Here is a 25,420-nt window from a genome sequence, read left to right on the forward strand (position 1 = left end):
CGGCGGGCCCGCCGACGACGACGCGATGGTGGTGTGCCTGGACTGGTTCGGGCCGACCCCGCTGCCGGGGCCCGGAAACAACGCGTCGGTGACGGTCGCCGGCACGTCGCCTTAGGGGCCGCCATCCCGGCGGTCAGGACGCGGTGTTCCGCCGCAAGGCGGCCGGCCGCCAGATCATCGTCACCTGCGTGCCGTGCTCGCCGGTGTCGATCGTCATCCGGTCGGTGACCCCGTCGATCAGGATCAGTCCGCGGCCGCCCGACGTCCGCGGCGCAGGCGCGCGGTTCGGCCGCGCGGGGATGCCCCGGCCGGTGTCGGCCACGGTGTCACCTGCCCACTGGGCATACAGCCGTGCCCAGCCATCCCGATCGGGGTACGCGTGCGCCGCGACGTTGGCCAGCGCCTCGTACGCGGCCAGCACGATGTCGTAGCGGGTGCCGGGATCACCGGCAGTTCCGCCACCCAACCCGCGAGCTTCCGGCGCAGCACGGTCGCCTCGTCGAGTGACGCGGGCACGAGTTCTTCCAAGCTCGACCGCACCGACGGATCGATCGGCGCGCCCGCACCAGCCGTGACGGCCGGTTCGGCCGCCTCGGTGCAGGTGGTGTCGCTCCTTTCCGTGCTCGGTTCTGGAGTATGTCGATACACGATCTACTCCTTTCCCTCGGCCGCCCGCGCCCCCCATGGTCGCGAGCTTCGTCCAGGGCTTTCGTTTCTCACCCGTGACCGTGCCCGTGTTGGGTAACGCGGTCCTGTGTGGACAGAACCACCGCCGGCGGGGTTGGCCCAGCGGGACGCAAATCGGCCCCTACCGCGTTCTCGCTGGTAGGGGCCGGTTGCCGAAGTAAAAAGACGTGCCCTCGGCAGGATTCGAACCTGCGACACCTGCCTCCGGAGGGCGACGCGCCGTCACGGTGGCACTCACTCGCTGACCTGCGTAGATGCAGAGTTCGAGGCCCGCTTGTAGGTACGTTTGGGAACCCATTGGGAGTTGGCGTGGCTACGCGCCCTCACTCTGTGACGTAATGGAGTTACTTGTGACGTTAAGTCACGATTCGTTTGGCTGTTCGCGGCGCCCTTGCAGCCGTTCAAGTATGCGTAGCGACTGTTCCAAAGAGTTGCTGTGTATGGCTGGCCGTTGCCGAGCGAGCCGTCGCCGAATGTCAATGGCTTCGTTGATCGCGGCCAAGGCGTCTTCGTGCCGGTCGTGGGCGTCGAGCCGATTGGCGAGGTTGTTGAGGCTCGCGGCGAGGTCGGGTAGGTAGGCGTCGGGGCGTTGTTCGGCCAGTCGGCGTCGGATGTCGACGGATTCCATGATCGCGGCCAAGGCGTCTTCCTGCCGACCGTGGGCGCCGAGCTGCACGGCGAGATTGTTGAGGCTCGCGGCGAGGTTGGGCAGGTAGGCGTCGGGGCGTTGTTCGGCCAGTCGGCGTCGGATGTCGACGGATTCCATGATCGCGGCCAAGGCGTCTTCCTGCCGACCGTGGGCGCCGAGCTGCACGGCGAGATTGTTGAGGCTCGCGGCGAGGTTGGGCAGGTAGGCGTCGGGGCGTTGTTCGGCCAGTCGGCGTCGGATGTCGACGGATTCCATGATCGCGGCCAAGGCGTCTTCCTGCCGTCCGTGGGCGCCGAGCTGCTCGGCGAGTTTGTTGAGGCTCGCGGCGAGGTTGGGGAGGTAGGCGTCGGGGCGTTGTTCGGCCAGTCGGCGTCGGATGTCGACGGATTCCATGATCGCGGCCAAGGCGTCGTCCTGCCGACCGGGGGCGGCGAGCTGCACGGCGAGATTGTTGAGGCTCGCGGCGAGGTCGGGTAGGTAGGCGTCGGGGCGTTGTTCGGCCAGTTGGCGGTAGGCGGCGACGGCTTCGTTGATCGCGGCCAAGGCGTCTTCGTGCCGGTCGTGGGCGTCGAGCTGCACGGCGAGGTTGTTGAGGCTCGCGGCGAGGTCGGGCAGGTAGGCGTCGGGGCGTTGTTCGGCCAGTCGGCGTCGGATGTCGACGGATTCCATAATCGCGGCCAAGGCGTCCTCGTGCCGGCCGTGGGCGCCGAGCTGCACGGCGAGATTGTTGAGGCTCGCGGCGAGGTCGGGCAGGTAGGCGTCGGGGCGTTGTTCGGCCAGTTGGCGGTAGGCGGCGACGGCTTCGTTGATCGCGGCCAAGCCGTCCTCGTGCAGGCCCAGGGCACCAAGCCGATTGGCGAGGTTGTTGAGGCTCATGGCGAGGTCGGGCAGGTAGGCGTCGGGGCGTTGTTCGGCCAGTTGGCGGTAGGCGGCGACGGCTTCGTTGATCGCGGCCAAGCCGTCCTCGTGCCGGCCGAGGTCGCTGAGCTGCACGGCGAGGTTGTTGAGACTCGTGGCGAGGTTGGGCAGGTAGGCGTCGGGGCGTTGTTCGGCCAGTCGGCGTCGGATGTCGACGGCTTCCATGATCGCGGCCAAGGCGTCCTCGTGCCGGCCGAGGGTGCCGAGCTGCACGGCGAGGTTGTTGAGGCTCATGGCGAGGTCGGGTAGGTAGGCGTCGGGGCGTTGTTCGGCCAGTTGGCGGTAGGCGGCGACGGCTTCGTTGATCGCGGCCAAGCCGTCCTCGTGCAGGCCCAGGGCGTCGAGCCGCACGGCGAGGTTGTTGAGGCTCATGGCGAGGTCGGGTAGGTAGGCGTCGGGGCGTTGTTCGGCCAGTTGGCGGTAGGCGGCGACGGCTTCGTTGATCGCGGCCAAGCCGTCCTCGTGCAGGCCCAGGGCGTCGAGCCGCACGGCGAGGTTGTTGAGGCTCATGGCGAGGTTCGCCACACTCAGGGCGGGATCGTCTGCGAGGGCTTGTCGCCGTCGGCAGACGATCGTTCTGGTGATGTCGGCAGCTGTTTCAGCCAGAACGTGCGTGTGCTGAGGTAGAGCGTTTGCCAGCCTCAAGAGCGTGGCGGTGCTGATCGCGTTGGAGGTGGCCGCCTCCTTGATCGCGCGCAGCAGCGGAGCTGGATGTTCGATGCGCGGAGCCACCCGGACCGCCGGAACCAGCAAGCCGAAATGGCGCAGGCACAGCGAAGTCAACACCTCGGCAGCCTGAGGCTGCACGACGGCGTGTGCCGCAGCCCGGGTTGCCACCGTCAGCAGGCGTTCCGCATCCGCTTCATCAACCTCAGCAGCGATGACCTCAATGACGCTCGTGTGCGTGCTGTCCACCAGCAGTCGGCCGATCAAACGTTCAGCAAGCCGGTCCGGTGCCAGCCCGGCAAAGGTGTGGGGTTCCGTGCCTGGATAGAGATGCAGCAACCAAGCACGGACGGCGTCTCGGCGGTCGCGAGACAGGTCGGCCACCGCTGGAACACGCTCCACGACCGACTCCAGCTCTTGGGCCGTCGTGGGGCCGAGCAAAGCGGTGGCAGCGACCGCGTCCTTCTGCGCCGCCAAGCTGAGCCCCAGATCCTCAGCACTGGCTTCCCAGCACTTGCTTTCGTGTTGGAGCAACCGGTCCTCGGGACCTTGTCGCCCGGAGCGGCCAGCAGCTGGTGCCGTCGGAGCGGTACTGTCGAGCAAATCGGCCAAGGCGGTCATCTGGACGGCCAGGACCGTCGGCTCGTCAACTTCCCGCGCGGTGGATTCAGCCAAGCGGGCCGCCGCAGCGGCCCAAGGCTCGTCCTCGAGGCCCGGAACCCGGGTGAGCGCGGCGGCGAAGGCATTCACCGCCGCCCGGTAGCTGTCCTGCCGGTCCTGGCTTGTGTCGTCGAGCACGGGCAGCGCCTCGACCTGGGCAGTCTCGGCCAGGTCCCGCACCGCATCACCCGCTTTGGGGAGGGTGTGGGTCCACCAGCCACCCGCGGTCCGGGCGAGCAACAGCAGCTTCACCGGAACCGAATCACCTCGCTGAGCGAGCAGGTTGGCGACGTCGGCGAGTTGAGTGGTCCGGCCCTCGGCGTAGTCCAGCACCACCAGCAGCGGCACCCGAACCTCCGCCAGCACGGCCAACTCGGCCGCAGATGCCCGCGGGTCCAGCCACAGCGTCGCCCAGCCTGCCGGAGCGAGCTGCTCGCCGAAGTGGTGCGCCACGCGGGTTTTACCCTGGCCGCCCCGGCCATGCAGCAGCCACACCCCCAGACCCGGCTTGCTCGCCCATGCAGTGAGCTCAGCGAGCAGGTCGGTGCGGCCGTGGAAGGGAACGACCGCGCGCCGCGCGGGCAGCAACCCCGCTGGCGAGGTCACCACCTGCCCGCTCGGCATCTTGGCCTGCGCGTCGGCCAGCTGGCGCAGCTCCACTGCTTCGCATCTGACCGTGCTGGATCCGCCGTGTGTGGCGAGGGCCGCGGCGAAGGCCGGGTCGTGCAGCAACAGCGAGAGCGGCACCGCTTCCAGCACTGCGTGCCCACGGTCGGCAGGTTCGGTCGCGATTACCCCGATGACCAGGTCGTCGCTCAGCAGGGCGGCCCCGGACATGCCGCCCCACGGCGCGTCGCCTTGCGGCGGGAACCCGTCCAGGCGGGCCAGGTAGCGGTTGCCGACGATCCGGTCGCCGGGGTTGAGGCTGCCTGTTGCCTGCACTACGTCGATCGGGCGGTTCGGGCGCTGCACGAGGTTCGGCACGCCCCAGCTCTCGCAGTCCAGGCGCGGGCGGTGGGTGACCGAGCGGCCCCACTTGACGTGGCCAGGAACTGGTTCCCAGGCGGCGTCATCGACCGCCACTAATGCCGCGTCATCCGCCCCGCCCGGAGAGCCGCACCAGATGACCGTCCCGGTGAACACCCCGGTCCGGCCCGGATGAAACACCGACACCGAAGCCCCGACCTCGACCACCACATGTGCGGAGGTCAGCACCAACCTCGGTGCGACCTCGTAGCCCGACCCCGGCCCGCCGGGACCGGTGACCGCAGTGACCCGCTCCCACACCCCCACAGTCTCCCGTCAGCGTTCGACGTGCCCAGACACTTCACCCGGCCCCACCGGCCGGGCCTGATCCCCCGCAACCAGCAGATCTCCGCCGCCCGGCTTCTTCGGAGTGAGTGTCAGTTTCACCTTGTGCGTCCGGCCCCGCGCCACACCGGCCTCGATGTCGGCGGAGACCAGCCACGCCTTGAAACCGGCCTTCGCCTTAACGTCCCGGCGCATCTCCACCGCGAACTCCAACTCGATCGGCCCCACCACGAACTCGACATCGCTGCCGGCCCCCCGCGCTGCAGCCGTCATCAGCTCGTCTCGCACCGAGGCCACCGCATCCGCCAACTCAATCTCCATGCCCCCACAGTCGCACCGGCACCACGACTTGCAACACGCCGCGCCGACTATAGGCAACTGGAGATGGCACCTACCCTCCGCTTCTCAGGTCTTGGGTTGTCCGTACGCGGCGGGCCACGACATGAATATCCGCAGGTCAGAGCCATGCTAGTGCGTCAGCGAACTACGCGAACGGTAGCGGTTGAGCCCCTCCTTGAGACCCTCGCGCGCGCAACATCGACCGGAAGCAGCCGCTCACACAACTACTCTGAGTAACATTTTGAGCACGCCGTCGCGCGAGGATTTGGGGGTCACCCTTCGGGCGGGCAGGGTGTCAGTGTGACGTGGACGACGGCTGAATCGGGGGTCTTCGCACCATGAACAACCGGAGGTTATCCCCCGGCCTGGAGCTAGTGAGCTACGTCCGCCCGGTCCGTAGTCGGTCGCCGCGCCGGACAGCGGCAGAATCGCCGCGTTCTGGTAGGCGATGCCGTTAGGCACCTGCGCGGACAACGGCGGTACCCAGCGCACCGACGCCCCGATCGGCACGCTGACCACCCGCGACCGCTACGCGCTGGTGGGCGGTACGCCGCCGGTCGAGTCGTGCACGTTCCGGATGCTCGAACCGCACGAGATCGCCGCTGGCATGGGATTTCCGCGCGACTACAAGGTGCCGCCGAAGGTCGCGAAGTCCAAGCGCAAATGCGTCCGCGGCTGGGGCAACGCCGTCCCGCCCGGCATGGCCGAAGTCCTCGGCTCGACCGTGATCGAGGCCATCACCGGCGAACCGCTGGAACCCGCCGCGTAAGCGCGGCATGCACTACCCGCACGACGGAGGGAACGCCATGGCCAGCACGAATTCGCAACGCCTGTGGTCGGTCGGGCCTGGTGGCCGGCCACGGCTGCGGACCGGGGCCGCGCCGGAAACCATCCGAGTCCTGACCGCCGCGGTGGACAGCCGCATCATCCCCGACACCTACGTCTCCGAAGGCGCGCCCGTGGTCGTCGAACAGGTTTCCGGCGCGGCCGACCCCACCGCCGGAGACGACGACGTCGCGCTGCCGGTGGCCGCGTCGGTGCTGAAACCCGCGCTGCTGGCCAATCTCCTGGCCACCCACACCGACGTGATCCAGAGCAAGGTCAACGAGAAAGGAGACACCTACGACGTGGAAGTCTCCCCGCCGGCCAGCGTGTTGAGCGCGGTGCTGGCGGGGGCGTTCCTGGCCCGGCCTGCCGGTGCTGCGCCGGATCATCTCCACCCCGGTGCTGCGCCCGGACGGGACGCTGCTGCAAACGCCCGCCTACGACCCGGCCACCGGGTTCTACCTGACCGCCAACGGCCACCTCGACCCGATCCCGGACCGGCCAAGCGCGGCGCAGGTCGAGGCCGCGCGGGAATTCCTGCTGGAACGGTTCCTGCACGATTTCCCGTGGCGCTCGGCCGCCGACCGGGCGAACTACCTTGCCCTGTTGGTGACGCCGTTGATCCGGCCGTTCACCAACGCGCTGTCCCCGTTCGGGATGATCGAGGCGTCCATGCCCGGCTCCGGCAAGACGATCCTCGCCGGGCGCGTCGGGCTCTTGGTCGGGCAGCGGGTGCTCACCTGGACTGACTCGGATGAGGAACTGCGCAAGTCGATCACCACGGTGTTGTCGGATTCGGTCGGGGTGGCGGTGTTCGACAACCTCACCGAAGGGGAGATGGTCAACTCCGCGGTGCTGGCGCGGCTGGTCACCGAACGGACGTGGTCGGATCGGCGGCTGGGCACCAACGTGTCGAGCAATTTCACCAACGACCGGTTGTGGCTGGCCACCGGCAACAACCTGCGTACCGGCGGGGATATGGCCTCGCGCACGGTATGGGTGCGGCTCGATCCGAACTGCCCGCGGCCGGAAGCCCGCATCGGGTTCACGATTCCGAATCTCGACTCCTGGATCCTCGACCCGGTCAACCGGGCCACCGTGCTGCGTCACGTGCTGACGCTGGTGCTGGACTGGACGGCCAACGGCGCGCCGACCGCCAGCGACGTCCCGCAGATGCGGCAGTTCACCCGGTGGGCCCAGTACCTCGGTGGGTTCCTGGCTCACCACGGCGTCGGCGACTTCCTCGGCAACGCCGACGCCGGCCGGGGTCTGGATGAGGACCACGCGGAGTGGTACGCGTTCCTGGCCACCTGGCGGGAGCTTTACGGCGGTGAGCCTGTGACCGCGCAGCAGCTGCGCTCGGATGCCGAGCCGGAGTACGGCGCACCGGATCGGTGGAAGGGGACGTTCCCGACCACCGCCGCGGGCAAACCCCTGACCCCGAAGTCGCTGGGAAAGAGGCTGGCAGGGCAAAAAGACCGGCGCGGCGACCTGGTGTTACGCAGCGAAGTCGACCCGCACACCAAGATGAAGCTCTACACGGTCGAGCGCGGCACCGATTCGAGCTGACCCCCGAATCAAACACCGCAAACACCGCAAACGGCTTTCGAAAGTGGCTCTGAGCAGGGAAAACAGCTGTGCGGTGTCTGCGGTGTTTGGCCTCGAACCGGGAGACTCCAAATACCGCAAATACCGCAACTTGCGGTGTTTGCGGTATTTGGCCATCAGGCCCTCACCCTCAAACACCGCAAGAAGATCCGCAGGTCACGGGCAACTTTGCGGTGTTTGCGGTGTTGCGGTGTTTGGTTCCGGCCTCCCGTACCTCAGCCGCCGCCCTCTCTGCCAGCCTGCCCAACCCGGCAGACACGCAACGTAACCAAAATGCGCCGCCCGGCCTGTGCCCGGCAGTGCTTCACCATGCCCGCACGCCGGGCGTCTTGGAGGTGTAGTCATGGCGCAGCAGCGCACCCTCACCGGCTCACGACAGCTTCTCAAAATCACCGAAGTCTGCGAGGAGCTGTCCGTGGCGGAGTCCACTTTCTACGAATGGCGCGCGAAAAACCGCGGCCCGCGGTGGATCAAGCTGCCGAACGGTGGCGTTCGGGTCCGCCGCGGCGACCTTGACGCCTGGCTCGAAACCCGAGAGGAGGCAGCGTGATCAGCTCTTCGTACAACGTCCGGGTGTGGGCGATCGAGACCCGCGTCAACGCGGTCGGCAAGCCCACGAGCTACCGCGTGATCTGGCGGGTGGACAAGAAGGACTTCAAGGAGTCGTTCAAGCTCTACACGCAAGCGGACGGCTTCCGTTCGTCGCTGTTGACCGCTCAGCGCGCGGGGGAGGCATTCGACGTCGTCTCCGGGCTCCCGCCGTCGCTGACCCTGCCGTCGGGGGACATGAGCTGGTACGCGCTCACGGTGGCCTACATGGACATGAAGTGGCCCGACGCCGCGGCGACGGCGCGCCAGACGATGGCCGAGGCGTTGATCCGCGTGATGCCGGTGTTCGTGAAGCGGGACAAGAACGGGCCGGACGCGAAGGTGATCCGTTCGGCTCTGCGGCAGTGGGGTTACAACACCGAGTACCGCACCAACCGGGAAGTGCCAGACGACGTCCGGAAGGTACTGAAGTGGTTGGAGCGCAACACAATGCCCGTGCGGGCCGCCGTCGACCCGGACGTTCTGCGAGCGCTCCAGCGTGCGGTCACCAGGCGGTTGGACGGGAAGAAGTTCGCCCCGAGCGTGGCACGGAAGACCCGAGGAGTCTTGTTCAACGCACTGGACTACGCGGTCGAGAAGAAGCTGATCGACGCGAACCCGCTGACGTCGGTCAAGTGGACGGCGATGCCGAAATGCAAGAGGAAGGTCGACAAGCGGGCGATGCCGAACCCGACGCAGGCGCGGGCGCTGCTGTCCGGCGTCGGTGCGCTGCCGCGCAGCGGACCACGGCTTGAGGCGTTCTTCGGCGCGATGTACTACGCCGGCCTACGACCGGAAGAGGCGGTGTCGCTGAACAAGCGGAACGTCGTGTCCTTACCTGATCATGACGGCGAGTACGTGTACGGCTGGGGCACGTTCCGTCTCGACAAGGCCGAGCCGCACGCAGGCGGCAGGTGGACGAACAGTGGGAAGCCGCGCGACGACGCGCGCACGCGGTGATCTTCCGCGAGCTGGAAGACGCGCTCCGCCCGCCCCCGCCGGCCACGCCGGGCCTGGAACCGGGGGTGCAGTATTCGCCGACCGACCCGGCTCCCCGACCGGCGGCGATCTCTACGACTGGTTCGTCCTGCCCGACGGCCAGGTGCACGTGAGCCTGGTCGACGCGGTCGGCCACGGCGTCACCTCGACCCGCCACGCCCTCACCGTCACCCACGCCATCCGGACCCTCGCGCTGGAAGGCCACCCGTTCGGCGACCTCGTCGCCCGCGCCGCCGAGACCCTCGCCGCGATCGAACCGGACCTGATGGCCACCGTGCTGCCGGCCCGGATCGACCCGGCGAGCGGGAAGCTGACGCTGGCCAACGGGAGCCACCCGCCGCCGGTGCTGGTCACCGCGACCGGCGACACGCGGGTGCTGCGGGCCCCGGTCGTCGGCCGCGGCATCGGGTTCCCCGCCCCCGGCATCCCGGTGCTCGTCCACCACGAACTCGTCCCGGGCGACACCCTGGTGCTCTACACCGACGGTCTCATCGAGAGCCGCCGCAACCTCGAGGAAGGACTGGCCCGGCTGCTGGTCCACGCCGCCGCGCACGCCCGGCACCCGATCGCCGCCCTGCCCGCCGCCCTGGTGGCCCGGATGCACGACGTCGTCGTGCACGCCGACGACACGGTCGTGCTCGCCATCCGCCGGACGTCCTCGCCTGCCCCGAGCCGCCCCGACCGTCGCGAGCGCTAATCGCCGAATTCCCGGTGACGGTTTCCGGACACCGGTGGCGGGCCTACGGCGTCCTCCACTGTGGAATGGACGGCGAACAGGTCGTCGACCCGGGTGATCGCCAGCGGCATCAGCACACTGCGCTGGGTCGCCACCAGCCTCACCTCGATCCCCGCGAACGTCGCGGCCTGGTGCAGCCAGGCCAGTGCGGACAGGCCGACCGAGCCGAAGAACCGCACCCGGGTCAGGTCGGCCACCAGTACCCGGGGCGCCCGGGCGAGAGCCGCGGCCATGGCCTCACGCAGCATCGCGCGCACGACGTGGTCGACGTCGCCCTCCACGTCGACCACCGCGACGTCGCCGATGGACCGGACGGTGATGGCCAGCATCGGCGGGGATGCAGATTCCATGAGCTGCGCTCCGGGGAAACGGGTTCGGTCGAACGGAAACGACGATGGCGTGCGTGCTGCGAGGCCAGGGCTGGCGGCTGAACCGTGACCGGAAAACGACCCCGACGGGGCGGAGACCACTACGTCAGTTGTCGTATGACAACAGTTACCTTACTGCTCCGCCGCGCGGTTGTCATCCCTCGGCGAGATCACGATTGGCCGAGGCCTGGAACGCGCGCAGTCCCCGGGCGAGAGCGTCGCGTTCCTCGGGGCTCAACGCGGCCAGGACGCCGTGCAGGCTTTCCCGGCGACGAGCGCGCAGATCCTGCAGGTAGGCGCGGCCGCTGTCGGACAGGCGCAGGACCAGTTCGCGGCGGTTGCGGGAATGCGGCAGGCGTTCGACGAAGCCGACGGCCTCGAGCCGATCGCACAACCGGCTGGCCAGGGGCGGGGTGGAGCCGAGCAGTTCCGCCAGGGTCCGCAGGTTCAAGCCTTCGTAGCGGTCGAGCGCGACGACCGCGCGCACCTGGGACACCGACAGCGGCCTCGGGGACGCGTCACGAGCGCGCTCGAAGAGGATCTCGAGCAGCTCGGCGGTGTCGGCCACAGCCGCGGCCACCTGGTCGGCGGCACGCGTCCTGCGGGTTCTGTTCACGGCGTTCACGGTGGCATCCCTCGGTCGAGCCGTCGCCGCAGCCTACCGCGTGTGGCCGCGGCATCGGACCGACCGTCGGCGCGAAAGGCCGGACACGGCACGACGATCCCCGCCAACAGTTGTCGCAAGGCAACAGTTGTCGTACGGTACCCGCGTGGTCAGGAATGTATCCCTCGTTCACGGCGGGCGGCGACGCGAAACGCGGTCAGCCCGGCGAACAGGGCCGCACGTTTTCGGGACTCAGCGCGGCGAGAGCCCGCGATGTGCTCCCGCCGGCGCGCACGCACCCGGTTCAGGTGAGCTCGTCCGCGTTCGCTCAGGCGCAAGGACAGCTCGCGGCGGCTGTGCTTGCTGAGCGTGCGTTCGACGAACCCGACGGCCTGGAGGCGATCGCACAGGCGGCTGGCCAGCGGCGGCGTCGTCCCGAGCAGGTCCGCCAGCGCGCTGAGGTTGATGCCTTCGTGGTGATCAAGCACCACCAGGGCCCGGAACTGCGAGGCCGGGAACGGCTCGTGGGAGACCTGCCGGGCGTAGTCCCACAGGAACTCGAACGAATCGGTCAGGTCGGCAGGTTCGGTCGCGACGCCGTCAGCCTGCCAACGTCCCGACCGGTCCACGGTCCCGATTTTCGCACCTGACCTCACGTCCGGCAGCGCCACGAGAGAGCCCCGGGCATCCGGGCTCGGAGGAGGACACAACGCCGTGAAGACGACGGCGGTCGACCGGCTGCTGCGGGAGGCCGCGCCGCACGAGTTGCTCGCGGTGCTGCGCGCGGTCCTGACCGCGGGTTGCGATGCCCTCGCCGTGGAGCTGCTGCTCGCCGACTACGGCATGACCGAACTGCAGCCGGTGGCGGACCTGCCCTGCAGCCGGGAGCCGATGCCGCTGCGCGGCACCGTGGCGGGCACCGCGTTCACCGACCAGCGGCTGGGCTTGGAAACGGGCGCGCGCACGGTGATCGCGCACGTGCCGGTGTCGGTGCGCGGTGACCGCCTGGGCGTCCTGGCGGTCACGTTCGCGGCGGTTCCGGACTCGACGGTGCTGCTGGAGCTGTCCCGGATCGCCGAAGCACTCGCCCACGAGCTGCTGGTCGCCGGCCGCGACACCGACCTCTACCTGCAGGCCCAGCGGACCAGCCGGCTCACCTTGGCCGCGGAAATGCAGTGGCAGCTGCTGCCGGGCCGCTCCTGCACCCGGCCCGGCTTCGCCCTGGGCGGGCAGCTCGAGCCCGCCTACGCCGTCCACGGCGACAGCTTCGACTGGTCCGCGACGGCCAGGTCGCTGACCGTCACACTGGTCAACGGGATGGGACACGGCGTCGACGCGGCCATGGTGACCCACCTCGCGGTCAACGCCCTGCGCAACGCTCGCCGCGCCGGCGTCCCGTTGACCGCGCAGGCCGAACTCACCGACCAGGCCCTGCACGGCCACTACGACGGGCGCGAATACGTCACGGCCCTGCTGCTGCGGCTGGACTTGCGGACCGGCGCGCTGGAAGTCGTCGACACCGGCTCACCCCGCGGCGCTCCCAGCCAGCTCCGGATGACCCGCGCCTGCGCGGCACGCGGCGTCGCGGCCGTCGTCGACGGCACCGACCCGACGGCGGCGATCCGCGCCGCGCTCACCGGCGAGCTCACCCGGCGCGCGGCCGAACTGGCGCGCGAACTGGCGACGGCCCCCGAACCGGCACAGGTCGTCGAGACTCTCGAACGTGCCCTCCGCTGACCGAGCGGCTCGTTACCGAACCGCGGACAGGACGCGGCGAGCGGTCGGCGTCGTCGTCGAGCGCTCCGGCCGGAACCGTCGCGCCCCTTTCCGCTCGGCCGCTCACCGATTGCCGCGGCCCGCGCTGTCGCGAAAGGACATTGCCTCGGGCGGGTGAGCCCCGGTACTCGTTCGCGGCCGCGGGCGACTTTCGGTGAATCCGTGGCCCGGAGATCACGTCACGGCGCACGGTCAGGTGATCACTCTTCCGAATGATCGTTCTCGCGGCGGACCCGACCGCTCGTCGCCGGCTCGTTGCCGCTTTTCCGCTTCGCGGCAAGGGTTTCGTCATGAACCTGGCGCTTCCCCACACCATCGTCACCGCCGACACCGTGAACTCCGGCGGCGGTGACCGGCGCAGGCAGGAAATCCTCGACAAAGCGCTCCGGGCCGTGCTCTCCGAGGCGGTCGAGGCCGGTTCGTTCGCGACCGGCCTCGTGCTCGACCGGCCGGACGGGGACAGCGCGACGCTGGTCTTCGCGCCCGACGTCCCCAAGGCGAGGATCGTCGCCGACTTCGCCCAGCGGGAACTGGCGCTGGCGCTGGCCCTCGTGAACGACGCCGCGGCCCCGCGGTACCGGCTGCGCCTGCGGGTCGCGATCGGCCACGGCGAGATCGTGCTGCACCCGCCGCACGTGAGCGGGAACGCCGTGCTGGAGGCGGCCCGGCTGCGGGACGCACCCGCCCTGCGCGCGGCGATGGACGACCACCCCGGCGCCGACCTCGGGCTGATCGTGACGGACGCCGTCTTCCGCGACGTCGTCGAGCGTGGCGAGCGCGGACTCGACGCCGGCGGATTCCGCGAGGTCCCGGTGCGGGTCAAGAACTTCACCGGCACCGGCTGGATCCACGTCCCGGCCGGGCGCGCCGCCGCGGCACCGGAGCCACCGGGCGGGCCGGGCGCGGAAGTCGTCTACCACGTCGGGACGCTGAACGCGCGGGATTCGGTGTTCGGGGTGGTGAAGCACCTTGGGCGCGGCTGACCGGCGCGTCCCGGCCGCCGAGGTGGTGAACCACTTCGAGCGGGCGAACATCTACCACAGCGTCATCGGATCGGGCCCGGCCCAGCGGTCCGGGCGGCGGCGCGGTCCCCGCCGGCGCACCGGGCTCCTCGACGAGCGCGACGTGAAGCGCGCGGTCGGCACCTACGTACCGCCGGCGTGCCACGGCGAAGCGGCGGAGGCGCTGACCACCGACCACCTCGTCGCGCTCGTCGGGGCACGCGGCCTCGGCAAGCAGACCGGGGCGATCGCGCTGCTGCACGAAAAGACGCCGAAGCCGCTGCTGCGGCTGTCCCCGGCCAGTACCCCGGACGACCTCGCCCGGCACGCCTACCGCAAGGGCCGCGGCTACCTCGTGGCCGACCAGGCCGAAGACGGCCGATATCCCGACTTCGACTGGCACCGGGTGCGGGACGCCGTGCGGGGCGCGGGCGCGTTCCTCGTCGTGACCCGGCGGGAGCCGATCGGCGCGGACGTCGAGAAGCTGACGGCGATCGCGTGGGCGCGGCCGCCGCTCGAAGCCGTGGTGCGCGCCCACCTCGACGGCACCGGCGCCGGCGAGCTGCACGCGGCGCTGCCCCCGGACGCCACGATGACCGAAGCCGCCGGGGCCGCCGCCCGCGTGGCCGCCGGGGTGTCCGTCGGCGAAGCGGTGCGCGGTCTCGAACGGTCCGCCGCCGACGTCGTGCGCGGCTGGTTCGACGCGGGCCCCGGGCGTCAGGACGTCCTCGAGGTCACCGCGGCGGCGTTCGGCGCCGAGCTGAGCGCGGCCGAGCTGGCGGCCCGGCGCGAGGCACTGGGGCGGCACGTGCCCGACGACGGGCGCGAGGCCGCCGGCCCGGTGGCGCGGCTGGTGACCGCCGAAGGGGTTTTCGCCGATCCGCGGTATGCCGGCCTCGTCCTCGCGGAGCTGAGGGCCCGGCAGCCCGGTGCGTTCTGGCCTGCCGTTTCGGCGTGGCTCACCGAGATCCTCGAGACGAGCGGCGCCGACGTCTCGATCGCGTTCGGCCTGGCCGGACTGTCCAAAGTGGATGCGGACGCGGTGGGGCGCACGTACCTCGAGCCGTGGTCGGCCGGCCGGCTCGGGTGGGCCGGCCAGACGACGGCCGCGTTCGCGGTCTGGGCGATGGCGCTCGACGGCCGCTCCCGGTCGGCCGCCCTCCAGGCCGTCCGCGGCTGGGCGAGCGGCTCCACGGCGCAGCGGCAGACCGCGGCACTGGCACTCAGCGGCGAGCTGGGCGCCCAGTTCCCGGCCGAAGCGGTGCAGGAGCTGCGGGAACTGCTGACGGGAAGCGACGAATCGGCCCCGGACGCCCTCGGTGCCCTGTTCGCGACACTCACGGCCGAGGGCGACGGCGGCGAGCTCGTCGTGGACCTCCTGACCGAACTCGGCGACGACGACGCACGCACGCGGTCCACCGTCGCGGTGCTGACGGCACGCAGCGCGAAGGACGACGAGCTGGCGATCAGCACCCTCCTCGGCACTCGCCCGGACCTCGCGGCGGCGGCGGGAAAGCTGGCCGCCCCCTTGCTGGCCGACGCCCGCCTGCGCGGCGAAGGCCTGCACGCGGCCATCGCGGCCGGCCGGCACCTCAAGCCGGCGGACTCGGCCGAGTTCGAGCGAGCGGCCGCCGGCCCGGGACCGGTACGGGCTCGCCCCAGACCGCCGGCAGCGGACGGGAGTGGGGCGGAGTTCGCGGAGTCGCCGGGCGATTCCGGCGCCGGCGGGGCGGGGGGCCATCCCGGCGACGGGCCCGGGCGCCCGGAGCCGGGCTACCCCGTCACCGACCGCACGCGCCTCAAGCCGCGCTCCGGCCTCTCGCTCCGCCGCGCACGCCGGCTTCCCGAACCGGGCCCCGACGAGGTCCTGGTCTTCCACACCGGAACCGGCTGCCGCACCGACCCCGGGGGCCGCGGACGGCGCCGGCTGGTGCGGCGGGCCGGGGAAATCACCGTCGTGGACCGGGCCGCCGGGCGGCTCGTGCCGGTGGTCGTCGCGATCGCTTCGGCGGGGCCGGTGCCGTTCCGGCTGGTGGCCGGGTTCTCCTGCACGGTCACCGATCCCGCGCTCGTCGCCGCTAGCCGCGTCACCGATGCCGGGCGGCGCATCCGAGCGCACCTGTCCGACGATCACCGGCTCGGCGAGCTGGGGCGCGACCGCAGACCGTCCGAACTGGACGGTGTCCGCCGGGACGTCGTCGCGCGCGTGCGGGCGTTCCTTCTGCTTCGCCCCCTGGCCATCCCCGGTGTCGAAGCCAAGCTGACCAGCCTCGACCTCTTCGCGCCGAAACACCCTACGGAGAACGAACATGATTGATCCCGGCCGCGGTTTCCGGCGCGTCATCGGCGTCGACGAAGGGCTGCTCGCGGAGGTACCGGAGGAGCGGCCGCGCTACACCCGGCTCGGCGCCATCGTCTGCCTGACCGCGACGATCAGCGCGCTCGCCACCCTGCCCGTCACCGGCGGACTGCCCCTCGGGGGCCTGGTGTGGGTGGTCGCGCCGCTGGTGCTGGTGCTCTGGGGGACGTTCATCCTCACCGTCGACAGCTGGCTCATCGCGAGCACCCACGGCACCCTGACCGCGAAGGCACGGCAGTTCCTTCCCCGGCTGGTGATCGCGGTCCTCCTCGGCTTCGTGATCGCCGAACCCCTGGTGACGGCGGTGTTCCGCGCCGAGATCGAGCACCAGGTGGCCGACGACCGCGAGCGGGAGCTGGCCACGCTGGTCAGCCGGTGGCGCACCTGCAACCCGCCCAGCGGCGACGCCGTCGAAGCACCGGACTGCGCCGGCCACCGCCTCAACCTCGCCGGATCGCCCGCCACCGTGCGGGCTCAGATCGCCGACCTGGGCGGCAAACGGGACGCGCAGTCGGCCGAGCTGGACCGGGACATGGCGACGTGGGAACGCCTCGACAGCGTCGCCAAAGCCGAATGCGCCGGGGTCGCCGGGCCGGGGACGACCGGCGTCCGCGGCGAGGGCCCGGAGTGCTCTCGCGATCGCGAGACGGCCGACCAGTACCGGCGGGACACGCGGCTGGAACAGCGGCAGGCCGACGTCGCCGCGCTCGACAAGAGCCTTGCCGAGTCGCGGGACCGGCTGGCCGCCGCGGAAAGCGGCTACGGCCGTCAGGTCCAGGCGGCGATCGACGAGAAAGCCGTGGCGTGGCGCGAAAACCGGGGCAGCATCGGCATCCTGGAGCAGATCGACGCACTCGCGCGGCTCTCGGCGGGCAACGCCGACGTCACCGTCGCGCAGTGGGTGCTGCGGCTGCTGCTCGTGCTGATCGACTGCCTGCCGGTGCTGACGAAGTGGTTCGGCGGCGTGAACGCCTACGACCGCATGATCCGCCGCAGGATCGACTCCCGGGTCGAGCGGCACGAAGAGCGCGTCCACCACGAGGAGCTGCGGGCGTCGGCGGAAGTCCGCGCGCGCACGGCCGAGCTCACCCGCGACTCCCGCGCGAAGCTCGCCGAGGACGCCGCTTCGAGCCACCAGCAGCTCGAAGCGGAGCTCGACCGCCTCACCGAAGCGTTCCGCGCGGGGATGAGGTGATGCAGGCAGCGCCTGGGTTGACGTTGCTCTCCGAAGTGACTTTCACCGTTCGCCACGTCCTACTCGCGGCCGCTCGGCCTGGGCGTCGCGGCCGAGCCGGGTGGCGAGACCGTCGAGAACGATGCCGAGGTGGCGCTCGAACCGCTGATCGCCGTCATCGCGCAGGTGCCCGGCGTCCTTGGTCAGCGGTGCCTGTTCGCCCAGGCCGGCGTCGCGTTCGGCGAGGGAGTACCGCGTCGGATCGGCGTCGGCCGACTGGCACCGTTCCTGCTCCTCGATGACGAAGCCGACCACGAACGCGACGACCACGTCGATCGCGTCGTCCGCCTCCTGGAGGGTGAGCCCGGCCTTCGTCCAGCCTTGGTACAGGGGTTCCTTGATGCGCACCACCACCGCGGGATCGGACACCCGCGCACCGCTGAAGGTGCGGGCACCGTCCCGGTGGCGCAGGTACTCCGCGCGGAGCACGCGAGCGTAGGCGGCCAGATCTTCCCGCCAGCTCGTACCCGGAGCCGGCAGCACGTCCGCGATGCGGCGCAGGACCGTGGTGCTCATCTCGTCGAGCAGCTCCTGCTTGTTGCGCAGATGCCAGTACAGGGCCGGCGCGCGGACGTCGAGCCGCTCCGCGAGCGCGCGGACGGTGACACCCTCGATGCCCTTGTCGTCGAGCAGTTCCAGCGCGGCTTCGACGACCTTTTCGCGCGTGATCCCCTTCGGCATGGTTGACAAGTTATCAAAGTTAAGTCACGCTGGCCAACGCCAACTTAACTTAGATAAGGAGCTGCCGTGCCGAACACCGAAGCAGGCCATCCGAGCCCGAAGATCCTGTCGGTCCACCAGCGTCTCGCCACGTCCGGCGCCCGTGCCGCCCACGTTTTCCGGGTCGACGGCAAGCCGAATCTCGTCGTCCCCCAGCTGGCCGAGGACATCCTCGAGCGGCCCGCCGACATGCAGGGCGGCAACGGCGACACCGACGCCCTGCTCTACCGGTGGGAGGAGGGGCGGTTCACCGAAGCGGACCGCCTGCCCTGCCCGAGCGGTGAGGACGCGGTGAGCTTCCGCAGCGGTGGGCGCGACTACCTGGCGTTCGCCACCATGCGAACCGGAAGCGGTCCCTACGAAGTCAACGTCGACTCGCTCATCTACCGCGAGGAAGGCGGGAAGTGGATCCTCGACGAGACCCTGCCCACCTTCGGCGCCAAACAGTTCCACCACTTCTCGATCGGCGACCGCGAGTTCCTGGCCCTGGCCCAAGGGGTGCTGATCCCCGGCATCCCCCTCGTCCCCCGGGGCCACGGGCGCTCGGTCGTCTTCGAGCGCGTCGACGGGCGGTGGCGGGAATTCCAGGTCCTCGGCGGACGCTTCGGGTACAACTGGGACTCCTTCCGCGTCGGCGGGCACCACTTCCTCGCCTACGCCGACCAGCTTTCCCCCAGCGTCGTCTACCGCTGGGACGGGAGTTCCTTCGTCCCCTACCAGACGTTCGGCGGCCGGTTCGGCCGGAGTTTCCGGCACTTCTCCCACGACGGCCAGGAGTGGCTGGCCTTCGCGTGCATCACCGGCGAGTCGACCCTCCACCGGTGGAACGGCGAGCTCTTCGAGCCCCACCAGTCCCTCGGCGGCGCCGGCGGCCGCGAGTTCGAGCTCTTCCGCCGGGGCGGCGACCTGTACCTCGTCCGGGTCTGTTTCGTCCAGGGAATGCCCCCCGCGCCCAAGACCGACCTGATGTCGCAGATTTACCGGTGGGACAACGGAAAGTTCGAGGTCCTCGAGGAGTTCCCCACGTTCGGCGGAACCGACGCGAGCTACTTCGAGGCCGACGGCCGGAGCTTCCTGGTCGTCGCCAACAGCCTCACCCCGGACGTGCGGTTCCGTCAGGACAGCGTCGTCTACGAACTCTCGCTCGACAACGCCTGACCCGCACCGGCAAGGAGAATTCGATGCGCTACCAACCCAACCCGCACTTCATGCGGCTCTTCGAGCTCTTCACCTCGGCTCCGGACAGCATCGGCCGGAAACTGCAGCAGGAACTGGGCGAGGCCCACTCCGGCACACCGATGCTGGTGGCGACGGGCACCGACCTGGTGCTGTTCCCGGGCGGCGGCCGTCCGTCCACATCGGTCGACTTCCGGAAGGGCACGCGGGGGTTCTTCGAGATCACCGCGGTCTCGCACCTCGGCCTCGCGATCCCGTACCTGGCCCGGCTGCGCGAACTCGACCACCCGAGCTGCAAGAACGACGCCCGGGAGCTCATCGCGCAGTGCCGCGTCGTCCAGGACTTCAACAGCGTCTCGTACTGGCGTGACGAGGTCGCGGCCGCCGCGTGGCGGGGGCACGAGGAAAAGATCACCGATCTCGTCGACTACACCTGCGCGACCACCGCCGACTACCTGGACCGGGCGATCAGGAACCCGAAGCTCCTGGACTTCGAGTACCTGCGGGCGAACCTGCTCGAAGGCGACGGGCCGGACGCGGTTCCCGTGTCGTTCAACGACATGATGGCCGCGACCTTCGCCCTCTCGGCACTGGACTCGGTGCACCGGACCCTGAAGTGGCTGCGGGCGCAGACCATCGACTGGGCTCAGCTGATGGTGCTCGTCGTCGGTGCCGCCGGACGCCCGAGCGCCGGGCTGACCTGGGAGAGCAACAACGTCTGTTCGCTGCTCTACGAAGCGTCCGGCCGGAAGCTCGACCCGGCCCGGCTGATCATCGCCCCGTCCGCGCCGGCCATCGAGCTCGAGAAGCTCGCCGACGGCGAGGCCTCCGCCCGGATCGAGGGGCTGTACCGCAGGTTCTGGTACACCTCCCTGTCTTCGGTGGAGATGAGCCGTCTCATGTGGCCGGACTACCCGGGCTTCGAGAAGCGGATCGAAAAGGCGCCGGTGGTCGAGGACGACACCGAAGTGGTCTACGCCATGCCGGTCGTCCGGTCGGTCGACGACAAACGGGCCATCGTCACCCGGCTCCGCTACGTCATGGAGGACCCGGCCGCCCAGATCGCGACCGCCGGCCTGCAGTTCGTGCTCGACCAGTCGATCGCCAACGGAAACCGGCCCGAGCTCGTCGAGCTCCCCGGCTTCACCTACACCACCTACCCGGCCGGGCGGCGGGGGTAGGCCTCGCCACGCCGTCGTACCCCGGTACTACGGGCGGGACCGGATTCCCTCCCCCGGTACCACGTTTCGCCTCGGCCCCACCCCTAGCGTGGTGGGTGAACGGACCGGGCTGTCCGGTCCGGAATCCCAGGGGACAAGCAATGATCGAAGCACGTCAGCTGACGAAGCGATACGGGGTGAAAACCGCGGTGGACGGCTTGGACTTCACCGTCCGCCCGGGCGCGGTCACCGGATTCCTCGGCCCCAACGGGGCGGGCAAGTCCACCACGATGCGGATGATCGTCGGGCTGGACGCGCCGACCGCCGGCTCGGTCGCGGTCAACGGCCGCCGCTACGCCGAGCACCGCGCGCCGCTGCAGGAGGTCGGGGTCCTGCTCGAGGCGAAGTCGGTGCACCCGGGCCGGTCGGCCCACGACCACCTGCTCGCGCAAGCCCAGACCCACGGCATTTCCCGCCGGCGCGTCGACGAGGTGATCGAACTGGCCGGACTGCAGTCCGTGGCGAAGAAACGCGCCGGGAACTTCTCGCTCGGCATGGGTCAGCGGCTGGGGATCGCCGCCGCCCTGCTGGGCGACCCCGCGACGATCATGCTCGACGAGCCGGTCAACGGCCTGGATCCCGAGGGCGTCCTCTGGATCCGCACCTTGCTCACCGAGCTCGCCGCCGACGGCCGGACGGTCTTCGTGTCCTCGCACCTCATGAGCGAGATGGCGCTCGTCGCGGAGCACCTGATCGTCGTCGGCCGGGGGCGGCTGCTCGCCGACACGACCGTGCACGACCTCGTCCGGAGCGCCGGCGGCGACACCGTGCACGTGGCCACGGCCGAGCCCGGCCGGCTGCGCGACGTCCTGGCCGGACCCGGCGTCGAGATCGTCGGTCGCACCGGCTCCGAAGAACTGCGAGTCGGCGGCCTCTCGGCCCGCGCCATCGGGCTGAAGGCCGCCGAACACGGCATCGCCCTGTTCGAGCTTTCCGCGCGGACGGTCTCCCTGGAGGACGCGTTCATGGACCTGACCCGCGACGCCGTCGAGTACCACGGCGTCACCGCCGGGCTCGACACCCCGGGGAGGGCGGCATGAGCACCCTGACGACGCCCGCCGTCCCCACCCGGGCGGCCCGCCCGGCCTACCGCGTGACCGGGCTCCGCGTCCTGCGTTCGGAGTGGACGAAGCTCTGGTCGCTGCGCTCCACCTGGATCACCCTCGGCCTCGGCCTGGTGTTCCTGGTGGCCTTCGGGCTGATCTCCGCCGCGCGGTACCAGTCCGGCGTCAGCTCCGGCCAGCCGCTCGACGACGACTTCGCCAACGCCACCGCACTCAGCCTGTCCCTCTTCGGCACGAACTTCGCGCAACTGGCGCTGGGCGTGCTGGGAGTGCTCGTCACCGCCGGCGAGTACTCGACCGGCATGATCCGCTCCACGCTGACCGGGGTTCCGCGCCGGCTGCCCGTGCTGTGGTCCAAGTCGGCGGTGTACGGCGTCGTCGCGCTGCTCGTCGGCGTGGCCGGCGTGTTCATCGCCTTCGTCATCGGCAGCGGCATCGTGGCCGCGACGCCCGCGGCGATGACGCTGTCGCAGGCGGGTGTCGTGCGCAGCCTGCTGGGCGCCGGTCTCTACCTGAGCCTGATCGGCGTGCTCGGGGTCGCGCTGGGAGCGCTGCTGCGGTCGGTCGCCGGCGGTATCTCGGTCCTCGTCGCGGCGCTCATGCTGATTCCGGGGCTGGTCTCGCTGTTGCCGGCGTCCTGGCAGGACGACATCAGCCCGTACCTGCCGAGCAACGCGGGCCAGTCGATGTTCGCCCTGACCCACGACGCCACCAGCCTGTCGCCGGCCGCCGGGTTGCTGGTCTTCCTCGGCTGGACCGTCCTGCTCCTGGGCGGAGCCGCGTACCGGCTGGCGCGGTCGGACGCCTGAGCCGGGTCGCCGGCGCGGTGCTCCGGTACCGCGCCGGCGTTTTCCGCCACGATGGAACGGGTGAGGCACGTGCGCAGGGACGATCAGGCCGCGACGCTCCTGTCGTGGACCGCCGCGCTGCCGGCGCACCCGCTGGTCACCCGGCTGGCCCGGCTCGGCCAGTGGACCCGGCAGGCGGACCGGCGGCGCCCGTGGGTGCTGGACCTCGCCGTCGTCGCCGCGCTGTTCGTGCTGTTCTGCCTGCCGGACCTGTTCCCGCACGACGGAGACCACGACCCGGAAGAGCTGCGGCTGATGGCCGGCTCCCTGCCGGCGGCGGGCACCCTGGCGCTGCAGGCCGGGCTCCTGCTGCCCTTGCTGTGGCGGCGGCGCGCGCCGTCCGCCGCGCTGGCCCTGACGGCGGCCGCCTTCCTCGTCCAGTCGTCGCTCGGCGTCTTCCTGCGCGCCGACATCGCCCTGCTCGTGGCGCTCTACAGCGTGACCCTGCACGGGCGGCTGCGGCACCTGCCGTGGGCCTGCGCGGCCGCGGTCGCCTCGCTGCTTCCCATGGCCGCGCGGGTGTCCGGTTTCGTGTCCTTCTGGGAAGCGCTGTTCTTCCTGCTCACCGCGGTCACCGCGGCCGTCGCGCTGGGACTGGCCGTCCGGATCCGCCGCGCCCAGCTCGCCAGCCTGCGCGATCGCGCGGTGCGGCTGGAGATCGAACGCGACCAGCGCAGCCGCCTGGCGGCCGCCACCGAACGCGTCCGCGTGGCCCGCGAGATGCACGACATCATCGGCCACAACCTGTCGGTCATGATCACGCTCGCCGACGGCGGCGCCTACGCGGCCGACGTCGCCCCGGAGCGGAGCAAGCAAGCGCTGCGGCTGGTGGGCGACGCCGGGCGCCAAGCGCTCGGCGAGCTGCGGCGCATGCTGGGCGTGCTGCGCGAAGAAGCGGACGGACTCGAGCTCGCGCCCCAGCCGGGCATCGCCGACCTGGACGCGTTGTGCGCGCGGATCCGCGCGGCCGGCCCGGAGGTCGTCTACCGCACCGCGGGCGAACTGGACCACCTCGACCAGGGAGTGCAGCTCATGGCCTACCGCATCGTCCAGGAAGCGTTCACGAACGCCCTCAACCACGCCGGCCCGCGCACCCGGATCGACGTCTCGGTCGCCGCCGAAGGCCCGGAACTGCGCATCCGGGTCCGGGACGACGGACGCGCCGACGCCGCCACGCGGCCTCGGTACCCGGCGGAGCAGGGGCACGGTCTGGCCGGGATGCGGGAACGCGCCGCGTTGTACGGCGGCACCGTCGACGCGGGTCCCGCACCCGGTGGCGGGTGGGTCGTGCACGCCGTCCTCGACATCGCGCCGCCGGAGAGAGCGCCGTGACCACCATCCTCATCGCCGACGACCAGCCGTTGCAGCGCTTCGGTTTTCGCATGCTGCTGGACGCGACGCCGGACACCGAGGTCGTCGGCGAAGCCGCCCACGGCGCCGAAGCCGTGCGCCGGACCGCGGAACTGCGGCCCGACGTCGTCCTCATGGACATCCGCATGCCCGGCATGGACGGCATCGAAGCCACCCGCCGGATCCTCGCCACCGGCGGCCGCTCCCGCATCCTCGTCCTGACCACCTTCGACCTCGACGAATACGCCTACGCCGCGCTTCGCGCGGGAGCCAGCGGGTTCCTCCTCAAGGACGCCCGCCCCGAGGAACTGCTCGCCGGCATCAGGGCCGTCGCCGGCGGCGACGCCGTCATCGCCCCGGCCCTGACCCGGCGGCTCCTCGACACCTACGCCAACCGGCTACCCGACGGCGCGGCCACTTCGGAGCCGCCCGCGGACCCCCGCTGGCTGTCCTTGACGGCGCGGGAACGCGACATCCTGCGGGCGATCGGGCAAGGCTGGACCAACAAGGAGATCGCCGAGCGTCTCGTCCTGTCCGAATCGACGGTCAAGACCCACGTCGGCCGCGTGCTCGCGAAAGTCGGCGCCCGCGACCGCGTCCAGGCCGTGATCCTCGCCTACGACCTCGGCCTGACCCGCCCGAACCCACCCGGCTGACCGCGGCCGGCGAGCTGTTTCACTCCCGCAGGGCGCCTGGTGCCACGACGGCGATCGGGCTATTTCCCGGCTTCGGCGGTGACGCGCTGAACGGCCTCGACGGCGATCGCGGGCTGCTTGAGGTAGATGTAGTGATCACTGCCGGTGGCGACGACCGGCTCACTGCGGCTGGACAGGTCGAGCCACTTCTCCTGCCCCGCGGTCCACGCCTTTTCCAGGGCCTCGCCGTACTGGGGGATCTGCTCGGCGAGGTAGGGCTGCCCGTGCCGGATCACGACGACCGGGATGTCGCCGGCGTAACCCACCTCTCCGTCCTGAATGGACAGCTGCTCCGGGTTCTGGCCGGTGTAGCCCGCGACGGCCATCGCGCGGGCTTCGGCCGCCGGACCGGTGGCGGACTCCGGGATTCCGGCACCGGTGTCGGCGACGATGGTCGACGGGGTGGCGTCCATCAGGACGAGGCCCGCGACGCGGTCGCGGTGGGCGGGGGCGTAGCGGGCGGCGATCAACCCGCCCATCGAGTGCGCCGCCAGCACGACCGGGCGGCCACCGGAAACGCGGTCCAGCACCCCGGTCAGGACCCTGCCGGCGCTCTCGAGCGTCTGCGGGCCCGGCGGCTGGTCGCTGGCGCCTTCGCCGAGCCGGTCGTAGGAGCAGACCCGGTCCTTCTCGCTCAGCGTCTTCTGGAAGCCGGCCAGTTTGTCCAGGCCGTCGCCGAGCCCGGCGAGCAGGACCACGACCGGCCGGCCGTCGACCTGGGTTCCGGAGCAGGACACGTTCACCGACCGGCCCTCGACGGTGATCTTCGTGGTGCCGGAAATCGGGCTCTGGCCGGCGTTTCCGGCACCGGCCGCCGCCGGGGCGTCCGGCTCCGGAGCCTCGTCGCACCCGGCCAGCACCGGCCCGGCCATGACGCACACCAGCGCGGCGACAGCGGTTGCCTTGACATTGCGGAACATCTGTTCTCCAGTAATGGTTTTCGACGTGACCCGAGCCGGATTCGCGGCCCGAACGCTGCGGGCGTCCCGCAGGTTAGGGGATCTGCGGGCTCTTGATCG

The 25,420-nt window shown here is 70.8% G+C and carries 24 protein-coding genes; 15 read left to right on the forward strand and 9 right to left on the reverse strand.

All coding sequences use genetic code 11. The annotated features are described in order from the left end of the window. Nucleotides 1–133 precede the first annotated feature (133 nt). The 3 genes from ABFJ78_RS36020 to ABFJ78_RS36030 all read right to left on the reverse strand — a co-directional run bounded on the left by ABFJ78_RS36020 (nucleotide 134) and on the right by ABFJ78_RS36030 (nucleotide 5,212). Entirely contained in the window at nucleotides 134–466 is a 333-nt protein-coding gene (locus ABFJ78_RS36020) for an ATP-binding protein (protein WP_436391736.1), read from the reverse strand. Between the two features lie 582 nt (nucleotides 467–1,048). Further along, complete coding sequence (locus tag ABFJ78_RS36025) at nucleotides 1,049–4,867, reverse strand: tetratricopeptide repeat protein (RefSeq protein WP_436391738.1); 3,819 nt, start codon at nucleotides 4,865–4,867, stop codon at nucleotides 1,049–1,051. Between the two features lie 15 nt (nucleotides 4,868–4,882). Continuing rightward, nucleotides 4,883–5,212 carry a trypco2 family protein gene (locus ABFJ78_RS36030; RefSeq protein WP_436391740.1) on the reverse strand — a complete coding sequence of 110 codons (330 nt, stop codon included), beginning with the start codon at nucleotides 5,210–5,212 and terminating at the stop codon, nucleotides 4,883–4,885. A gap of 466 nt (nucleotides 5,213–5,678) precedes the next feature. Between ABFJ78_RS36030 and ABFJ78_RS36035 the strand changes: the two genes are divergently transcribed. Further along, on the forward strand, nucleotides 5,679–5,999 hold the full coding sequence (locus tag ABFJ78_RS36035; RefSeq protein ID WP_436391742.1) for a DNA cytosine methyltransferase: 321 nt from the start codon (nucleotides 5,679–5,681) through the stop codon (nucleotides 5,997–5,999). Between the two features lie 168 nt (nucleotides 6,000–6,167). On the opposite strand, the gene ABFJ78_RS36040 is transcribed toward ABFJ78_RS36035, so the two are convergent. Beyond that, entirely contained in the window at nucleotides 6,168–6,335 is a 168-nt protein-coding gene (locus ABFJ78_RS36040) for a hypothetical protein (RefSeq protein WP_436391744.1), read from the reverse strand. 92 nt (nucleotides 6,336–6,427) lie between these two features. On the opposite strand from ABFJ78_RS36040, the gene ABFJ78_RS36045 reads away from it, so the two are divergent. The 4 genes from ABFJ78_RS36045 (at nucleotide 6,428) to ABFJ78_RS36060 (ending at nucleotide 9,947) form a co-directional block, all read left to right on the forward strand. Continuing rightward, nucleotides 6,428–7,624, forward strand: coding sequence for a hypothetical protein (locus ABFJ78_RS36045; RefSeq protein WP_436391746.1), 1,197 nt, complete (start codon nucleotides 6,428–6,430; stop codon nucleotides 7,622–7,624). A gap of 382 nt (nucleotides 7,625–8,006) precedes the next feature. Then, the gene (locus ABFJ78_RS36050) at nucleotides 8,007–8,213 is read left to right on the forward strand and encodes a helix-turn-helix transcriptional regulator (protein ID WP_436391748.1); all 207 of its coding nucleotides are present in this window, start codon (nucleotides 8,007–8,009) and stop codon (nucleotides 8,211–8,213) included. Further along, nucleotides 8,210–9,211, forward strand: coding sequence for a hypothetical protein (locus ABFJ78_RS36055; protein WP_436391750.1), 1,002 nt, complete (start codon nucleotides 8,210–8,212; stop codon nucleotides 9,209–9,211). The genes ABFJ78_RS36050 and ABFJ78_RS36055 overlap by 4 nt, the downstream gene beginning before the upstream one ends. Nucleotides 9,212–9,359: 148 nt before the next feature. Further along, on the forward strand, nucleotides 9,360–9,947 hold the full coding sequence (locus ABFJ78_RS36060; protein ID WP_436391752.1) for a PP2C family protein-serine/threonine phosphatase: 588 nt from the start codon (nucleotides 9,360–9,362) through the stop codon (nucleotides 9,945–9,947). Here ABFJ78_RS36060 and ABFJ78_RS36065 read toward each other — a convergent pair. The 3 genes from ABFJ78_RS36065 to ABFJ78_RS36075 form a co-directional block, all read right to left on the reverse strand. After that, a complete protein-coding gene (locus ABFJ78_RS36065; RefSeq protein WP_436391754.1) occupies nucleotides 9,944–10,336 on the reverse strand; it encodes an STAS domain-containing protein in 393 nt (130 codons plus the stop codon). The genes ABFJ78_RS36060 and ABFJ78_RS36065 overlap by 4 nt on opposite strands. Nucleotides 10,337–10,508: 172 nt before the next feature. Next, nucleotides 10,509–10,970 (reverse strand): MarR family transcriptional regulator, encoded by a 462-nt coding sequence (locus ABFJ78_RS36070; protein ID WP_436391756.1) that lies wholly within the window; start codon nucleotides 10,968–10,970, stop codon nucleotides 10,509–10,511. Nucleotides 10,971–11,128: 158 nt separating this feature from the next. Further along, nucleotides 11,129–11,587, reverse strand: coding sequence for a MarR family transcriptional regulator (locus tag ABFJ78_RS36075; RefSeq protein WP_436391758.1), 459 nt, complete (start codon nucleotides 11,585–11,587; stop codon nucleotides 11,129–11,131). Nucleotides 11,588–11,672: 85 nt separating this feature from the next. On the opposite strand from ABFJ78_RS36075, the gene ABFJ78_RS36080 reads away from it, so the two are divergent. The 4 genes from ABFJ78_RS36080 (at nucleotide 11,673) to ABFJ78_RS36095 (ending at nucleotide 17,289) form a co-directional block, all read left to right on the forward strand. Next, nucleotides 11,673–12,695, forward strand: a complete 1,023-nt coding sequence (locus ABFJ78_RS36080; protein WP_436391760.1) for a PP2C family protein-serine/threonine phosphatase — start codon at nucleotides 11,673–11,675, stop codon at nucleotides 12,693–12,695. Between the two features lie 329 nt (nucleotides 12,696–13,024). Beyond that, nucleotides 13,025–13,717 (forward strand): hypothetical protein, encoded by a 693-nt coding sequence (locus ABFJ78_RS36085; RefSeq protein WP_436391762.1) that lies wholly within the window; start codon nucleotides 13,025–13,027, stop codon nucleotides 13,715–13,717. Continuing rightward, the gene (locus tag ABFJ78_RS36090) at nucleotides 13,704–16,052 is read left to right on the forward strand and encodes a hypothetical protein (RefSeq protein ID WP_436391764.1); all 2,349 of its coding nucleotides are present in this window, start codon (nucleotides 13,704–13,706) and stop codon (nucleotides 16,050–16,052) included. The genes ABFJ78_RS36085 and ABFJ78_RS36090 overlap by 14 nt, the downstream gene beginning before the upstream one ends. Beyond that, nucleotides 16,045–17,289, forward strand: a complete 1,245-nt coding sequence (locus ABFJ78_RS36095) for a DUF4407 domain-containing protein (RefSeq protein WP_436391766.1) — start codon at nucleotides 16,045–16,047, stop codon at nucleotides 17,287–17,289. Before ABFJ78_RS36090 ends, ABFJ78_RS36095 begins: the two co-directional genes overlap by 8 nt. Nucleotides 17,290–17,331: 42 nt before the next feature. Here ABFJ78_RS36095 and ABFJ78_RS36100 read toward each other — a convergent pair whose 3' ends face one another. Beyond that, on the reverse strand, nucleotides 17,332–18,009 hold the full coding sequence (locus ABFJ78_RS36100) for a TetR/AcrR family transcriptional regulator C-terminal domain-containing protein (RefSeq protein ID WP_436391768.1): 678 nt from the start codon (nucleotides 18,007–18,009) through the stop codon (nucleotides 17,332–17,334). A 66-nt stretch (nucleotides 18,010–18,075) separates the two neighbouring features. Between ABFJ78_RS36100 and ABFJ78_RS36105 the strand changes: the two genes are divergently transcribed. The 6 genes from ABFJ78_RS36105 to ABFJ78_RS36130 all read left to right on the forward strand — a co-directional run bounded on the left by ABFJ78_RS36105 (nucleotide 18,076) and on the right by ABFJ78_RS36130 (nucleotide 24,362). Then, a complete protein-coding gene (locus ABFJ78_RS36105; protein ID WP_436391770.1) occupies nucleotides 18,076–19,206 on the forward strand; it encodes a hypothetical protein in 1,131 nt (376 codons plus the stop codon). 23 nt (nucleotides 19,207–19,229) lie between these two features. Further along, on the forward strand, nucleotides 19,230–20,405 hold the full coding sequence (locus ABFJ78_RS36110) for a DUF5624 domain-containing protein (RefSeq protein WP_436391772.1): 1,176 nt from the start codon (nucleotides 19,230–19,232) through the stop codon (nucleotides 20,403–20,405). A gap of 140 nt (nucleotides 20,406–20,545) precedes the next feature. Then, entirely contained in the window at nucleotides 20,546–21,484 is a 939-nt protein-coding gene (locus ABFJ78_RS36115; RefSeq protein ID WP_436391774.1) for an ATP-binding cassette domain-containing protein, read from the forward strand. Then, on the forward strand, nucleotides 21,481–22,317 hold the full coding sequence (locus tag ABFJ78_RS36120; protein WP_436391776.1) for an ABC transporter permease: 837 nt from the start codon (nucleotides 21,481–21,483) through the stop codon (nucleotides 22,315–22,317). The genes ABFJ78_RS36115 and ABFJ78_RS36120 overlap by 4 nt, the downstream gene beginning before the upstream one ends. A gap of 69 nt (nucleotides 22,318–22,386) precedes the next feature. After that, on the forward strand, nucleotides 22,387–23,688 hold the full coding sequence (locus tag ABFJ78_RS36125; RefSeq protein ID WP_436391778.1) for a sensor histidine kinase: 1,302 nt from the start codon (nucleotides 22,387–22,389) through the stop codon (nucleotides 23,686–23,688). Continuing rightward, nucleotides 23,685–24,362 carry a response regulator gene (locus tag ABFJ78_RS36130; protein WP_436391780.1) on the forward strand — a complete coding sequence of 226 codons (678 nt, stop codon included), beginning with the start codon at nucleotides 23,685–23,687 and terminating at the stop codon, nucleotides 24,360–24,362. Before ABFJ78_RS36125 ends, ABFJ78_RS36130 begins: the two co-directional genes overlap by 4 nt. 59 nt (nucleotides 24,363–24,421) lie before the next feature. Here ABFJ78_RS36130 and ABFJ78_RS36135 read toward each other — a convergent pair whose 3' ends face one another. Beyond that, on the reverse strand, nucleotides 24,422–25,321 hold the full coding sequence (locus ABFJ78_RS36135; protein ID WP_436391782.1) for an alpha/beta fold hydrolase: 900 nt from the start codon (nucleotides 25,319–25,321) through the stop codon (nucleotides 24,422–24,424). Between the last annotated feature and the right edge of the window lie 99 nt (nucleotides 25,322–25,420).

The sequence above is a fragment of the Amycolatopsis sp. MEPSY49 genome (assembly GCF_051337345.1).
Lineage (GTDB): Bacteria > Actinomycetota > Actinomycetes > Mycobacteriales > Pseudonocardiaceae > Amycolatopsis.